This window comes from Dellaglioa sp. CoH-57-MRSF-22, assembly GCF_056781895.1.
In genome coordinates this window covers 105753-120528 of sequence record NZ_JBXAXT010000004.1, presented here as the reverse complement: position 1 = coordinate 120528, position 14776 = coordinate 105753, and the positions used below count along the sequence as shown (strand labels likewise).

Here is a 14776-nt window from a genome sequence, read left to right as displayed (position 1 = left end):
TTCCTAAAAAGTAAATAAGGGGATAATAATTAAATGATATATGCACTGGAAATAAAAGGCTTAAAAAAAGAATATGCAACGGGTGTTAAAGCGTTACGTGGTATTGATCTGGCTGTAGAAGAAGGGGATTTTTATGCACTTTTAGGGCCTAATGGTGCGGGAAAATCAACGACAATTGGTATTATTACATCTCTTGTGAATAAAACAGCGGGAACAGTGAAGGTTTTTGATTACGATATTGATACCAATTTGGTACAAGCCAAACAACAAATTGGACTTGTCCCACAGGAATTTAACTTTAATCCTTTTGAAACGGTTCAACAAATTGTTGTTAATCAGGCTGGTTACTATGGTGTTCCTCATAAAGAAGCAATGGAGCGCAGTGAAAAATATTTAAAACAGTCAGATTTATGGGAAAAACGTAATGTACGTGCACGAATGCTTTCTGGTGGGATGAAACGAAGATTGATGATTGCCAGGGCATTAATGCATGAACCTCGGTTGCTCATTTTAGACGAACCAACTGCGGGTGTAGATATTGAGTTGAGACGTGAAATGTGGTCTTTTTTAAAGGAATTGAATGAGAATGGCACAACGATTATCTTGACGACTCATTATTTAGAAGAAGCAGAAACACTTTGTCGTCATATCGGTATTATTCAATCAGGTGAGTTGATTGAAAATACGAGCATGAAAACTTTATTATCAAAATTACAATTTGAAACGTTTATTTTCGATTTAGATGTGTATGATAAAAAGCCAGAAATTATAGGGTATAAAAATTCCTTTGAAGACGCGCAAACAATTTCTATCGAAGTTGAACGAAATCAAGGTGTTAATGGGATCTTTAAACAATTTGATGAACAAGGGATAAAAGTTCTTTCTATGCGAAATAAATCGAATCGATTAGAAGAGTTATTCTTGAAAATTACGGAAGAAAAGCACCAAGTGGGGGAGAAACATGTTTAATCAATATTTTACTGCATTAAAAAGTCTCGCAATAAAAGAAACTAATCGTTATTTGAGAATTTGGGTACAGACATTAGTACCACCAGTGATTACAACATCATTGTATTTTATTATATTTGGTAAAATGATTGGTGGCCGAATTGGTGCAATGGGTGGATTTTCATATATGGAATTCATTGTACCAGGGTTAATTATGATGTCGGTGATCACTAGTTCGTATGCTAATGTATCTTCGTCATTTTTTTCTCAGAAATTTCAGAAAAATATTGAAGAATTACTAGTTGCACCAGTACCAACGCATATTATTATATGGGGATTTGTTATTGGAGGACTTGGAAGAAGTGTTTTAGTTGGGGCACTTGTCACTATTATTTCATTATTTTTTGTACCTCTTCATGTTTTTTCGTGGGTCATTATTATTATCACACTTTTGATGACAGCCATTTTATTTTCATTAGCAGGATTAATTAATGGTATTTTTGCACAGTCATTTGATGATGTGTCAATTGTACCTACGTTTGTTTTACAGCCATTAACTTATCTTGGTGGTGTTTTCTATTCTATTTCAATGTTACCACCAGTTTGGCAGGCCATCTCTAAGATTAATCCAATTGTTTATATGATTTCAGGATTTAGATATGGTTTTTTAGGTAAGACTGATGTATCACTTGCTTTATCAATGATAATTCTTATTCTGTTTATTGGTGTTCTTTACTGGATTTGTTGGTATCTTATTAATAAAGGTAGAGGTTTGAGAAGTTAGGATAGCCAATGTAATAATCCTTCTTTCTTATTAATCATTCTGTGACGGTTGATCAATAATGAATCTGGATAGCACCAAAAACAAAAGTCTTATGGCTTTTGTTTTTTTGTTAGGGTACGAAAAATGGTACCAAAGATAGATATCGTAGACTCTTTAAAAGATAGATATAAGGTATATTTTGAAAAAATGTCTGTTTTTCAAGTAAATTATTATTAAAACACTAGAATAACGTTTATACTAGCTACATATAAAACTAAAAAGGAGATAAATAATGACTATAAATAAACAATTAATTAAAGATGATTTATACGAAGCAGTAAATGGTGAATGGTTAAAAACTGCCAAAATTCCTGATGATAAACCTGCGACGGGTGGTTTTAATGATTTAGCTGATGAAATTGATAAAACTTTGATGGCTGATTTTGAAAAAATGTCAGCTGATTCTAGTGTTAAAGCACCATTAATGCAAGAATTTTTAAACTATTATGCCTTAGCAGCTGATTTTGATCGACGTGAATCAGAAGGAACCTTACCATTGAAAAAAGTTTTAGCACCTTTAGAAAATTTAACAAGTTTAGCTGATTTCGATACTAAATGGGCAGATTTTGTTCGTGCGGGTTATCCAACACCACTTGGGTTTGATGTTGATGCTGATATGAAAAATGCTAAAATTAATGCTTTATTTGTGGCAGCTCCGAGTTTGGTTTTACCAGATAAAACGTATTATGAACGAGATAATTCACAAGCTGAAGGTTTACTTAAAGCATTTAGGGCGATGATGACTAAGTTATTAGTTGCTTTAGATTATAGTGAAGAAAATGCAAATCATGTTATTACAGAGGCACTAACTTTTGATCGTAACTTAGTGCCAAATGTCAAGAGTGCTGAAGAATCAGCTGATTATAGTAAAGCGTACAACCCACAAAGTTTCACAGAATTTAGTTCACAAAGTAGTAATTTAGATTTAAAATCAATTGTTAAAAATCTTTTAAATGGGAATGAACCAGAAAAAATAATTGTGACTGAACCTAAATTTTTATCATCTATTGATGAACTCGTGAATACAACTCATTTTACAGAATTTAAAAGTTGGTTAATTGTTAAAACAGTAGGGAGTCTTAGTTCATATTTATCAGATGACTTACGTGTTATTGCTGGTGAATACGGGCGTGCATTATCTGGAAGCAAGGCACCGAAAAAACAACAAAAGTTTGCTTATTATCTAGCCATGGGAACCTATAGTGGGGTTGTGGGCGAATATTATGGATATAAATACTTTGGTGAAGATGCTAAAGCAGACGTTCAACAGATGGTTGAAAAGATGATTAATGTTTATCAAAATAGATTGGCTACTAATAATTGGTTAACAAGTACTACACGTGATAAGGCAATTTTAAAATTAAGTAAATTAGGTATTCAAGTTGGGTATCCAGATAAAATTAACCCGCTTTATCAAAAAATGCACGTTAATATGGAAAAAACATTGCTAGAGAATGCAATGGCCTTTGATAAATTAGCCACTGAAGATATGTTTAGTAAGTGGGATAAACCTGTCGATCGTGATCTTTGGGAGATGAGTGCAGCAACAGTTAATGCTTATTATCATCCCTTTAAAAATATCATTGTCTTTCCAGCGGCTATTTTACAAGCACCATTTTATAGTTTAGAGCAGAGTAGTAGTGCTAACTATGGTGGTATTGGAGCAGTTATTGCGCACGAGATTTCACATGCTTTTGATAATAATGGTGCGCTATTTGATGAGTATGGTAATTTGAATAATTGGTGGAGTGAAGCCGATTTGACCCATTTTAAAGAATTATCACAACAAATGATTACTGAATTTGACGGAACTGAATTCGCAGGCCAAAAAGTTAATGGGACTTTAACAGTTTCTGAAAATATTGCTGATGCTGGTGGGCTTAGTTGTGCACTTGAAGCGGCTAAATCTGAAGACGATACTGATTTTGAAGCATTTTTCATTAATTGGGCACAAGTATGGCGAATGAAGGCTTCAACACAGTATATGCAATTGTTATTATCAATTGATGTTCATGCCCCTGCTAAGTTGCGTGCTAATATTCAAGTTCAAAATTTAGCAGAATTTTATGATGCCTTTGATATTGTTGCAAGTGATGCAATGTATAAAGCAGTCGATGAACGCGTTAATATTTGGTAAATGATTAATTAAGACAAATTAAAAGGACATTATCAAAATGATAATGTCCTTTTTGCTGCGATTGTTTATCCGTAATACTTAAAGGTAGCATATTATAATACTTCGTTCTCTGTAATTTTTTCTTCCAAAACGTTGAAATTATATTCAGAAAGTTCATTTAAGCCATTTTTACTCTCATCAAAGAAAGCAGTTAAACTTTCAGATAACATTAGATTGATAACACGACCAGCTTCAAATTGAACTAAGATAACTGGAATATGAGCTTCTACTGCCATACCAACTTCAAACATAGTACCAGAGTCAGGTTCGTTATCTTCGTCTTCTTTGTAGTCTAAGATAGCAACAACAACGTCTGCGCGATGAACTTGGCGTGTGTCAGCTAAATAAACTGCACGTTGCCATTGTTGACTGAATTGTTCATATTGTTTACTTTGATTATCTTGGGGCAAGTAAATATTGTCACTATCAATTGTTTTGTTCTCTTTTAATGCTGCAACAACTTGAGAAACACGTTCACGTTGTTTGTCGCTAAAAAATGGACCTGCTAAATAAACTTTATTCATTAATATCGTCTCCTGGAATATATATTTGCTTTTTTAAGTATAGCATGACATTTTAAAAATGGGCACAAAAAAAGAAGACAATGAAGTCTTCTTTTTCAATTTCTAAACACCGTAAACGAATTGACCTGAATTAAAGTGGTCAGCTGAAATAACGTAAACGTTACCACTATTACGTAAAGTAAAGTTAGCTAAATCATTTAATAAGTTATTGGTTGTTTTTCCAGGTTCAGTATCGATAATTTGACCATCACTAATTAAACCAGGGAATACAGCGTCTTCGTTAATTAATAAAGTATTAACACGATGTTGCGTTAATAGAGCAAACAAATCGATTGGGTTTGTTTTGCTTGGATTAACTTCATCAAGTGAACGAGCACGATCCAATAAATGATCAATTGTTTGATTGATTAAAATTTGATTTTGATCTAACAAATCTTTTTCAATTTCTGTAGTTGTTAGGGCACTAGGTGATTTTTTAATTGTAATTTCTGAATTAACTGATTTTAATTTTGTTAATTCATGGAATAAGCTTTGATTTTTAGGTAGTCCAATAAGGAAAAGACGTTTATAAATTAATTCGGGATGGGTAACTAGGAATTTTTCAATTGCCAAGTAGTAATTTCTATTATCAATCGCTTTTTCTTCATCCTTAGTATTTAACCCATGGAGGGCGCCAGTAGGGCCATGAGTGGTCGTGGTATCTGTACTTTCAGGACCAAGAGTTGATACCATGTCGATAGGAGCATCCTCTGGGAGTTCTTGTTTCAATAAGACACCTTCTTTGAATTGATGTAATTCAAATGAATCACGGTGTAAGCTTAGGATTGTTCCTGATAATTTTGTTGCTTGTTGAGCTAATAAAGGTAAAGTGTATGCTTCAGGACCAACAATAACTTTATCTACTTCAATAGCGTGATTTAAATTAAATTTAAAGTAATCGTTAGGTGTTAAGTAAAGTGCGATACTAGGGAATTGACCGATTTTATCTGCAATTTCATTAATAAAATTAACCAATTGTGTTTCAATTAGTTCCCAAGTTTTCTTAGGTACATCCGAATGAGCTTCTTTGGCAGTTTTTAAACTAGTTTTTAGTTTTAACTGATTCTTCGCAGCAAAATTAATACCTGGATATGTTTTGATAAAGATTGATACAATGGGTTCTTCTTTGATTGTGAGTAATTTTTTCAAATTGTTATGCATTGACATAATGGTTCCCCCTTTATATGATTACCTTTAGTATAACATCATGAAAACGGTTATCCAACTTATATGGTTACGTTTTCATAAAAGGAGTAAATATGATTTATTTAGAAAAAGATAACAAAAATATTAAAAAAATGGAAGCTTACATGAAAAATAATTTTTCTTACTTAGGGATTAAGACACCAAGTCGACGTGAACTAACAAAGGACTTGATGAAAGAATCTAAGAGTTGGCCTCTAGAAGAGTTAATCTCACAAATTTTAGCTTATTATGGTCGTGAAGAAAGAGAGTATCAATATGTTGCAATCGACTTAGCACAAAAAAATCTTAAACGATTGACGGTTGATGAAGTCCAAGTATTGGTTGAGTTAATTAAGGTTAAACCATGGTGGGATTCAGTAGATGCTTTACGTAAGGTTATTAGTGACTTTTTAAAATTAAGTCCGATAAATTTTAACGATATTAGTAAGCAATTTGAAAACCATGATAATTTCTGGATGCGTCGTGTGGGTATAAATCTTCAGTTAGGCTATCGTGAAGAAACTAATCTAGCTTACTTATCAAAGATGATTTTGAATGATAGAACAACAGATGAATTTTTCATCCAAAAAGCGATTGGTTGGTCATTACGTGAGTATGCTAAGACTGATGAAAATTGGGTTATAACTTTTATTGAGAGCCATGATCTATCAAAGCTAGCTGTGCGAGAAGGACTTAAACATGTGAAGACAAAATAAAAAAGACTGATTTTATTCAGTCTTTTTTGCTTATTTTAAGGTTAAGAATTTATCTCCGGCAAGGTCTCTGTAGAAATTTGCTTTAATTGCTTGTTGATAAGGCATGTACCAAATATAACCAATTCCAAGTGTCACGATTGATAATAGGTACCAACCAACCAGACTTAACTCTATTACGAATAAATCAAATTTGTGTCCGTTCATTAATTCACGGCTTAACGTTATTTTTTTATTAATACTGATGTCAGGATGATTTGGGTTATCTGTTAAGTCTTTGTTAATCATAAAGACTTGTGAATAAGAATAGTATTTAATAATTCCTGGGACAATAAGCAAGAGAGTCCAAAGTGTACTATAAATGGTTTTGAGAATGGCGATACCAATAGATGGGAAAAATAATTCATTTGAGAAAACTTGGAAACTTTGTGTAAATGCATGTTCTGGTGTTTTTTGTGAACTGACCCAAGTTAAGAATGTATATGAAACACCTACAAGTAGAATTTGAAAAATAAGATAAAGAACAACGACAGTTGCTGAAATTATAGGACTGATAGCTGATGATTGGTTATTATTTTCAGTAGAATATAAATTCATAATGTCTGCGTACTCAGTAGAATATAAGCGAGAATAAACAATAAAAATAAGGATTGCTAGTAAGCTAACTAGGATAGCTGACTTCCAGTGTCCTTTAAGTAATGCCTTTGATTCAGATTTCAGTTGTTGTCTCGTTTTTAGTGGTTTTTCCATGATGTGTGTCTCCTTAATTGTATATGTTTTAATAATATTTTAAGCATACATTAAACCAAATATTAAGTCTATACTGACAGATTGAGAATGTGAGTATTTCAATATTTTTAGACGGTATAAAAGTGAAACAAACCAAACTTTTTGTTAGATTGTAGTAAGATGAATAGCGTAATCTATATTAATGGAAGAAGAGTGAGCTAATGGTAAATAAAATGAAGGCCATCGCAGCATTTGGAAAATTTCCGACAGAAGATAAAAATGCATTACGAGATGTCAAAATCGATAAACCGACACCTGAAAATCATGATATTCTTGTGAAGGTAACGGGTATTTCAGTGAATCCAATAGATTATAAATCAAGAATGTTAATTGATTCTGAAGAAAAATTACTTATTTTAGGTTTCGATGCAATCGGGGTCGTCTCTGAAATAGGATCAGAAGTAACACAATTTAATAGTGGTGATAAGGTTTTTTATTTAGGTGTCAATAATCGTTCAGGAAGTAATGCTGAGTATCAGCTAGTTGATGAACGACTAGTTGGAAATGCACCCAAGAAAATAACAGACAGTGAAGCAGCCGCTATGCCACTAACAGGTGTAACAGCATGGGAAGCATTATTTGAAAAATTAAATTTCATTCCAGAGAAAAATGCCAATAGTGGAAAATCAGTTTTAATTATTAATGGAGCTGGTGGTGTAGGCTCTATTGCTATTCAACTTGCTAAATGGGCTGGTTTGACTGTTATCACGACCGCTTCAAGATTAGAAACGAGCGATTGGGTTAAAAAGATGGGCGCTGATATTGTCATTAATCACCGAAAAGATTTGAAGAAACAATTAGTTAAATTAAATATTAATGAAGTTGATGGTATTCTAATATTGCACTCAACAGAAACTTATTTTGATTTAGCAGCAGATATCATCAGACCTCAGGGTATTATTACTTCAATTGTGGGCACATCTGATAATTTACCAATTGGTAAATTAAAAAATAAAAGTAATGAGTTTAAATGGCTAACAGTTTTTACTAAAGGTGTATATTACACGGCAGATATGAGCTCTCAAGGTAAAACATTAAATCGCTTAGCCACGTTATTAGATGAAGGCAAACTAAAATCAACGATGACTAAATCATTGGTGGGGATTAACGCCGATAATTTACGAACGGCTTCTGAAGTTGTTGAAAATGGTAAGATGATTGGAAAGTTTGTAATAACTGGTGAATTTAACGCGGAGGTATAAGCTATTGAGTAAAAAAGAAATTAGAAAAATGATTATTAACAAGATGGTTGATTTGGCAAAAAATAAGGTCCTTGAAAAAAGGAATCAGGAGAAGGCAATTATTGATAAAGTTTTACAATCTGAAGAATGGGAATCGGCTGATTCAATCGGATTAACAATTAGTCAATCGATTGAGTTTAGTACTAACGAATTACTATTGGCGGCACTGTCTCAAGGTAAGAGGGTGTATATACCAAAAACGATGCCTGAAAAGCAACTTGCATTTTTACCTTACTTATCTATTGAACAGGTGCTTATAAAAAGTGATTATGGACTATTAGAACCTGAATATAATGTTGCACTTGAAAAGAATAATTTAGATTTAGTGATTGTACCAGGAGTTGGGTTTAATTTAGAGAATAATCAAAGGATTGGCTTTGGCGGTGGTTATTATGATCGGTATATTGCAAAATATCAACCAAAAACAATTTCACTTTGTTTGGACGTTCAAAATGTAATTTCTGAGAAATGGACAAGTAATCAGTTTGATATTAAAATTGATAAAATTATTACAGTATAAGTTCTATTTGAATAAATCCTTAACAAAATACAGTTTAATAATATTATTTACATTAATATACGAATATAGTAAAATTGTAATTGCTCATTAATGAGATAAACACGAACAAATGTATTTATGAAAAGGAGATTTAAAATGATTAATCGCATTAAATCATATTTTGAAATTGATCAGTTACATACAACGGTTAAACGCGAAATGTTAGCTGGTTTTACAACGTTTATATCAATGGCTTACATATTATTTGTTAATCCTACGATTTTAAGTGCTTCGGGGATGGACAAAGGGGCAGTATTTACTGCAACTGCATTATCAAGTGCTTTAGGCTGTATTTTAATGGGTATTTTAGCTAAATACCCAATAGCAACAGCTCCCGCATTGGGTATTAATGCCTTTTTCTCATATTCAGTTGTTATAGGTATGGGAATTCCATGGCAAACAGCTTTAGCAGGTGTATTTGTAGCATCACTAATTTTTATTTTAATTACTATTTTTAAACTACGCGAAATGATTATTAATGCTATTCCAAGTAACTTAAAATACGCTATCTCAAGTGGTATTGGTTTATTTATTGCTTTTATCGGTTTACAAGATGGTGGCTTAATTATCGCAAACAAATCCACAGTTGTGGGCCTAGGTCCATTGACCGTTGGTACAACATGGTTAACAATCTTTGGCTTAATTGTTACTGCAATTTTAATGGTTAGACGTGTTCCAGGTGGTATTTTTATTGGGATGTTTGCAACAGTTATTCTAGGATTCATCACAGGATTAATTAAAATGCCAACACAAGTTGTTGCCGGTGCCCCAAGTTTGGCCCCAACATTTATGCAAGGCGTTAAACATATTAGTGATATTAACACGGTTCAGTTATGGGTAGTCGTTTTAACCTTCTTGTTAGTTACTTTCTTTGATACTGCTGGAACACTTGTTGGGTTAGCTCAACAAGCCGGATTCATGAAAGACAATAAAATGCCTCGTGTCGGTAAAGCTTTAGTTGCTGATTCAACAGCAATGCTTGCTGGCTCTGTTTTAGGAACATCTCCAGTTGGTGCATATGTTGAGTCTTCAGCAGGTATCGCCGTTGGTGGACGCTCAGGTTTAACGGCTGTTACAACTGGATTATTATTTATTGTCGGGATATTTTTCTCGCCATTATTATCAGTTGTAACAACACAGGTCACTGCTCCAGCATTAATTATTGTTGGTGTATTGATGGCACAATCTTTAACAAAAATCGAATGGACAAAAATGGAAATTGCAATTCCAGCATTTTTAATTGTAATTGGTATGCCATTAACTTATAGTATCTCTGACGGGATTGCTTTGGGAATGATTTTTTATCCAATTACAATGATTGCTGCTGGTCGTCGAAAAGATGTTCATCCAATCATGTACGGACTGTTCTTTGTGTTCTTACTTTTCATGTGGATTTTAAATGTTTAAATAAAATAGCAAACGTAAATGACAGATCTACTATAAACATGGTATTATTTAGACTAAGAGTTTAAAGCGAACAAAAATAATACAATAGGAATGGAGAATATGATGACAAGCGAAAAGATACACATTGGATTACTTTTTGGTGGTAATTCATCAGAACATGACGTTTCAAAACGTTCAGCACATAATATCTACGATGCAATGGATAAAAATAAGTACGAAGTTAGTTTATTCATGTTTACAAAGGAAGGTGTACTACTTGGAGATGCTGCTTCACGTCGCATTTTTGATGGCGAACCAGAAGCAAAAGTTGTTGAAGATGTCTTACCAACAATTGATTTTACAAATCCGTTAGCTAATATCATGAGTTTAACTGAAGTTAAAGATATTGATCTTTTTTATCCAGTTATTCATGGTAATATGGGTGAAGATGGTACAATTCAAGGATTATTTAAACTTTTAGATAAACCATATATTGGTAGTGATGTTCGTTCATCAGCAATTTCATTTGATAAAGATTTAACTAAGAAAATGTTAACGTTAAATAATATCAGAAATACTAAATATTTGGTTGTTAAGGCCAACAATCGTGCTGAAATGACTTACGCACACATTAGTAAGGAACTTGGAGAAGTTGTTTTCATTAAACCAGCTAACCAAGGATCATCAGTTGGTATTCATAAGGCACATAACGAAAAAGAATTCCTTGAAGGTATAGAAGATGCATTTTTATATGACACAAAGCTTTTAGTTGAAGAATCAATCGAAAATCCTGATGAAATTGAATGTTCAATTCTTGGAAATACTGATTTAAAAGCTTCAAAATTAGGTGCAGTTATCGTACCTAAATCTGATGTATTTTACGATTACAATAATAAATTCGTTGATGCTTCAGGTGTGGAATTTGAAATGCCTGTTGAATTACCAGATGAATTAACAAAAGAAATCCAAGACATGTCATTACGTGCTTTTGAAGCATTGGGTTGTCGTGGTTTAGCACGAATTGATTTCTTAGTTAAAGATGGTATTCCATATCTTGGTGAACTAAATACGTTACCTGGATTCACAAACATTTCGCTTTATCCACAATTGTGGGAAGTTTCAGGAATTGGTTATTCAGAATTAATTGATAAATTAATCCAATTAGCATTCGACGAACATGCCGCTGTTAAAGAATTACATTATGACTTTACTGAATTACCTGAAATCTAAATTTTAAGAAGATTATTAGTCTGGAGACAGCACTAGTAATCTTTTTTATTTGAGTGAAGGAGAGAATAGAATATGGAAAGATGCCCATGGGCCCAATCGGGTAATCAGTTAATGCAAGATTATCATGATGAAGAATGGGGAAAGCCGCTTTATGGCGATCAACAACTATTCAGATTATTGAGTTTAGAATTAATGCAAGCAGGGTTGAGCTGGAAGACCGTTTTAAATAAACGTAATCATTTTAATCACGCTTTTGAAAATTTTTCAATTTACAAAGTTAGTCAATTTGATGAAGATAAAATTGCGGAACTAATGGAAAATGCAGATATTATTCGAAATAAGCAAAAAATTATCGCTATTATCGCGAATGCACAGGCGATCATAAGAATGAACCAAGATGGGCAATCATTTGATTCATTTTTATGGGAATTTGTAGCAAATAAACCAATTAATAATCTCTGGCGACATGCAGAGGATGTTCCAGCTGAAACCGACATTTCAAAAAAGTTATCTAAAGAATTGAAGAAATTAGGGTTTAAGTTTGTTGGTCCTAAAATTATTTATTCATTGATGCAAAGTATGGGTATGGTAGATGACCATATTACTTTATGTAAATTCAAGACAAAATAAAAAGAAATTAACCAATTATGGCTAATTTCTTTTTTTATTTTTTAAGATTATTTTTAAGAGCAGGTGTGTTATTTAAATCTGTTCGAACAACTAAGACATCAGAAACAGCAACTCGAGTTACGTATTCTGTAACTGAACCAATTAATAATCGTTCGACTGCATTCAATCCAGTAGCGCCGATCACAATTAAATCAATATCTAAATTAATAGGAACATTTTTAGCAATAACTACTTTTGGAGAACCATACTCAATTGAGTAGTCAACATTCTTAAGACCAGCTGCTTTTGCTTGTGCAATATACTTATTCAATGTCTCTTTTGCTGTATCACTAACTTGTTCAACCATTGACGTATCAAAACTTGAGATATTTTGGAATGCTCTAGTGTCAATAACATGCAAAAGATGAAGTGTAGAATCTTCGCCATTTCTTAAAGCTACTTGTACTGCTTTTTCGAATGCTAATTTTGCTTCATCAGAACCATCTACAGGAACTAAAATATTTTTATATTGTTGTAACATGGTCGGCCACCTCTTTCTTTTATATACCTCTATTTTACGACAAAACGAATGAAAATAGAAGTAAAAACGGTTACAAAGTTAGATTAATGCATAAAAAAAGATAAAATAATTGTTAAAGCACCAACCGTAAGGCAGGCTAGAGTAACTAGTATCCCACAAAATATGGGTATAAAAATGATTACTGAAATTAAGCCAACTAAGCTTTCAATACAGATAATTAACCCAAAGACAAGTAGTATTGAGCTTAGCACCTGGTTTGACTCAGGTTTAAATATCATAAAATTTTTGTTGCGATGTGAGAATAAGTAATAGCCGATAGTCAAGAGTAAGAGTGAAAGAACGGCTAAAAGTATCCGAATTAACATTTAAAGACTCCTTTATTCTTAATAAAAAAAGTCTGAGCAAACATAGTTTGCCCAGACCATCAAAGCAAAAGCTTTGGAATATCCGCGTAGTGCCGTTAATCATCTTCGTGAGTTGAGCCCGCAGTGAAGCAGGTGGCATCGACTGTACTAGCCTCTAACTACCAAGTGAAAAGGCTTGAAATTAGCTAGCCTATCAAGTTGACGCCTAGGTATAATTATTTGTTCGGTCAACATTCTAATAAGATAACGCGTACACTTCAGAACTTCATCTTTAATATAGCACAGACTTTTAAAAGGTGCAACAATTATGATGTAAGCGGCAACAAATCATCTTTTTGATGGATGTAATTTACTATATTGTTCTTTAAGTCCTTGTTCATAACGCCCGTTTGCTTTAGGCTCATAATAATTAGCATCTTTCAATTTATCTGGAAGATATTGTTGGGCAACCCAATCATTTGGATAGTTATGTGGAAATTTATAACCAATACCATGACCTAAATCTGCAGCACCTTTGTAATGTGAATCTTTTAAATGAGCAGGAATATCTCCAAAACCACCTTTTTCAATATCAGCAATTGCATTATTTATGGCAACATTTGCCGAGTCTGATTTGGGTGAGAGGCAGAGATCAATTACTGCGTTAGACAGAGGTATTTTAGCCTCTGGAAAGCCAATTTTTTCTGCCGCCTGTACAGCAGTTAAGGTTCTAGCACATGCTGCAGGGCTACTTAATCCGACATCTTCGTATGCCATTGTGATTAAACGCCTTGCAATTGTAGGTAAATCACCAGCAAGAATTAAACGTCCTAAGTAATGTAAAGCCGCGTTAACATCGGAACCTCTTACTGATTTTTGAAAAGCAGAAATAACATCATAGTGAGCATCGCCATCTTTATCATGGGTTAATGCTTTTCTTTGTAGACACTCTTCTATGACTGATAGTGATAAGGTAATGACACCTGAACTATCAGGTGGGGTTGACTTAGCAGCTAGTTCAAGTGCATTCAAAGAACTACGTAAATCTCCGTTGGTTGCTCGCGCTAAGTGTAACCGTGCATTAGCTTCTAAATTAATATTAAGATTTCCGAGACCAATATTTTTATCTACTAGTGCACGATCAAGTGCAGTTTCAATATCATTTTCGTCTAAAGGTTTAACTTCAAAGATTTGTGTTCGACTTCTAATAGCTGGATTGATGGTAATGTAAGGATTTTCTGTTGTTGCACCGATTAAAATAATTTGGCCACTTTCTAAGTGGGGTAATAAGAAGTCTTGTTTAGGTTTCGTTAATCGATGGATTTCATCTAAAAGTAAAATAACAGTACCGCTCATTTTTGCTTCTTCAGCTACGATTTCAAGGTCTTTCTTAGAATCAGTTGCAGCATTTAATTTACGAAATGCATACTGAGTTGATCCGGCAATAGCACTGGCGATACTCGTTTTACCAGTGCCAGGTGGTCCGTATAAAATCATAGATGAAAGCAGTTTTGCTTCGACCATTCGTTTGATAATTTTACCTGGACCAACAAGGTGTTGTTGGCCAACGACTTCTTCAATTTTAGTTGGTCGCATTCTGAATGCAAGTGGTTGTAACATATGTGGCTCCTTTCACGTTGATTACTAAAGAATAGTATAGCATATTGCA

Annotated in this window: 14 protein-coding genes; 9 read left to right on the top strand and 5 right to left on the bottom strand. The window is 33.3% G+C overall.

What is annotated here, in order from left to right:
- The first annotated feature begins 33 nt into the window (after nt 1-33).
- The 3 genes from AC1RPR_RS05715 to AC1RPR_RS05705 all read left to right on the top strand — a co-directional run bounded on the left by AC1RPR_RS05715 (nt 34) and on the right by AC1RPR_RS05705 (nt 3908).
- Nucleotides 34-969: an ABC transporter ATP-binding protein gene (locus tag AC1RPR_RS05715; RefSeq protein WP_481761650.1), complete on the top strand. Its 936-nt coding sequence runs from the start codon at nt 34-36 to the stop codon at nt 967-969.
- On the top strand, nt 962-1732 hold the full coding sequence (locus AC1RPR_RS05710) for an ABC transporter permease (protein ID WP_481761651.1): 771 nt from the start codon (nt 962-964) through the stop codon (nt 1730-1732). The genes AC1RPR_RS05715 and AC1RPR_RS05710 overlap by 8 nt, the downstream gene beginning before the upstream one ends.
- A gap of 271 nt (nt 1733-2003) precedes the next feature.
- On the top strand, nt 2004-3908 hold the full coding sequence (locus tag AC1RPR_RS05705) for a M13 family metallopeptidase (protein WP_481761652.1): 1905 nt from the start codon (nt 2004-2006) through the stop codon (nt 3906-3908).
- A gap of 92 nt (nt 3909-4000) precedes the next feature.
- Here the strand turns inward: AC1RPR_RS05705 and AC1RPR_RS05700 are convergent, their stop codons facing one another.
- Both AC1RPR_RS05700 and AC1RPR_RS05695 read right to left on the bottom strand, forming a co-directional pair.
- A complete protein-coding gene (locus AC1RPR_RS05700; RefSeq protein WP_481761653.1) occupies nt 4001-4471 on the bottom strand; it encodes a nucleoside 2-deoxyribosyltransferase in 471 nt (156 codons plus the stop codon).
- A 102-nt stretch (nt 4472-4573) separates the two neighbouring features.
- Nucleotides 4574-5677, bottom strand: coding sequence for a baeRF6 domain-containing protein (locus tag AC1RPR_RS05695; protein WP_481761654.1), 1104 nt, complete (start codon nt 5675-5677; stop codon nt 4574-4576).
- A gap of 92 nt (nt 5678-5769) precedes the next feature.
- Between AC1RPR_RS05695 and AC1RPR_RS05690 the strand changes: the two genes are divergently transcribed.
- Nucleotides 5770-6411: a DNA alkylation repair protein gene (locus AC1RPR_RS05690; RefSeq protein WP_481761655.1), complete on the top strand. Its 642-nt coding sequence runs from the start codon at nt 5770-5772 to the stop codon at nt 6409-6411.
- Between the two features lie 30 nt (nt 6412-6441).
- Here the strand turns inward: AC1RPR_RS05690 and AC1RPR_RS05685 are convergent, their stop codons facing one another.
- Nucleotides 6442-7158, bottom strand: a complete 717-nt coding sequence (locus tag AC1RPR_RS05685; protein WP_481761656.1) for a DUF975 family protein — start codon at nt 7156-7158, stop codon at nt 6442-6444.
- Nucleotides 7159-7358: 200 nt separating this feature from the next.
- Here AC1RPR_RS05685 and AC1RPR_RS05680 point away from each other — a divergent pair, with 200 nt between their 5' ends.
- The 5 genes from AC1RPR_RS05680 (at nt 7359) to AC1RPR_RS05660 (ending at nt 12243) form a co-directional block, all read left to right on the top strand.
- Entirely contained in the window at nt 7359-8399 is a 1041-nt protein-coding gene (locus tag AC1RPR_RS05680; RefSeq protein ID WP_481761657.1) for a zinc-binding alcohol dehydrogenase family protein, read from the top strand.
- A 4-nt stretch (nt 8400-8403) separates the two neighbouring features.
- The gene (locus AC1RPR_RS05675) at nt 8404-8958 is read left to right on the top strand and encodes a 5-formyltetrahydrofolate cyclo-ligase (RefSeq protein WP_481761658.1); all 555 of its coding nucleotides are present in this window, start codon (nt 8404-8406) and stop codon (nt 8956-8958) included.
- A 135-nt stretch (nt 8959-9093) separates the two neighbouring features.
- Nucleotides 9094-10404 (top strand): NCS2 family permease, encoded by a 1311-nt coding sequence (locus AC1RPR_RS05670; protein ID WP_481761659.1) that lies wholly within the window; start codon nt 9094-9096, stop codon nt 10402-10404.
- A 102-nt stretch (nt 10405-10506) separates the two neighbouring features.
- A complete protein-coding gene (locus AC1RPR_RS05665; protein ID WP_409022784.1) occupies nt 10507-11613 on the top strand; it encodes a D-alanine--D-alanine ligase family protein in 1107 nt (368 codons plus the stop codon).
- A 72-nt stretch (nt 11614-11685) separates the two neighbouring features.
- Entirely contained in the window at nt 11686-12243 is a 558-nt protein-coding gene (locus tag AC1RPR_RS05660; RefSeq protein ID WP_481761660.1) for a DNA-3-methyladenine glycosylase I, read from the top strand.
- Nucleotides 12244-12277: 34 nt separating this feature from the next.
- On the opposite strand, the gene AC1RPR_RS05655 is transcribed toward AC1RPR_RS05660, so the two are convergent.
- Both AC1RPR_RS05655 and AC1RPR_RS05650 read right to left on the bottom strand, forming a co-directional pair.
- Nucleotides 12278-12763 carry a universal stress protein gene (locus tag AC1RPR_RS05655; RefSeq protein WP_409022337.1) on the bottom strand — a complete coding sequence of 162 codons (486 nt, stop codon included), beginning with the start codon at nt 12761-12763 and terminating at the stop codon, nt 12278-12280.
- 692 nt (nt 12764-13455) lie between these two features.
- Nucleotides 13456-14727 (bottom strand): replication-associated recombination protein A, encoded by a 1272-nt coding sequence (locus AC1RPR_RS05650; protein ID WP_481761661.1) that lies wholly within the window; start codon nt 14725-14727, stop codon nt 13456-13458.
- Nucleotides 14728-14776 lie beyond the last annotated feature (49 nt).

Coding starts and splice junctions, on each gene's coding strand:
- AC1RPR_RS05715 (WP_481761650.1), top strand. CDS start 34: ATGATATATGCACTGGAAATAAAAGGCTTAAAAAAAGAATATGCAACG.
- AC1RPR_RS05710 (WP_481761651.1), top strand. CDS start 962: ATGTTTAATCAATATTTTACTGCATTAAAAAGTCTCGCAATAAAAGAA.
- AC1RPR_RS05705 (WP_481761652.1), top strand. CDS start 2,004: ATGACTATAAATAAACAATTAATTAAAGATGATTTATACGAAGCAGTA.
- AC1RPR_RS05700 (WP_481761653.1), bottom strand. CDS start 4,471: ATGAATAAAGTTTATTTAGCAGGTCCATTTTTTAGCGACAAACAACGT.
- AC1RPR_RS05695 (WP_481761654.1), bottom strand. CDS start 5,677: ATGTCAATGCATAACAATTTGAAAAAATTACTCACAATCAAAGAAGAA.
- AC1RPR_RS05690 (WP_481761655.1), top strand. CDS start 5,770: ATGATTTATTTAGAAAAAGATAACAAAAATATTAAAAAAATGGAAGCT.
- AC1RPR_RS05685 (WP_481761656.1), bottom strand. CDS start 7,158: ATGGAAAAACCACTAAAAACGAGACAACAACTGAAATCTGAATCAAAG.
- AC1RPR_RS05680 (WP_481761657.1), top strand. CDS start 7,359: ATGGTAAATAAAATGAAGGCCATCGCAGCATTTGGAAAATTTCCGACA.
- AC1RPR_RS05670 (WP_481761659.1), top strand. CDS start 9,094: ATGATTAATCGCATTAAATCATATTTTGAAATTGATCAGTTACATACA.
- AC1RPR_RS05665 (WP_409022784.1), top strand. CDS start 10,507: ATGACAAGCGAAAAGATACACATTGGATTACTTTTTGGTGGTAATTCA.
- AC1RPR_RS05660 (WP_481761660.1), top strand. CDS start 11,686: ATGGAAAGATGCCCATGGGCCCAATCGGGTAATCAGTTAATGCAAGAT.
- AC1RPR_RS05655 (WP_409022337.1), bottom strand. CDS start 12,763: ATGTTACAACAATATAAAAATATTTTAGTTCCTGTAGATGGTTCTGAT.
- AC1RPR_RS05650 (WP_481761661.1), bottom strand. CDS start 14,727: ATGTTACAACCACTTGCATTCAGAATGCGACCAACTAAAATTGAAGAA.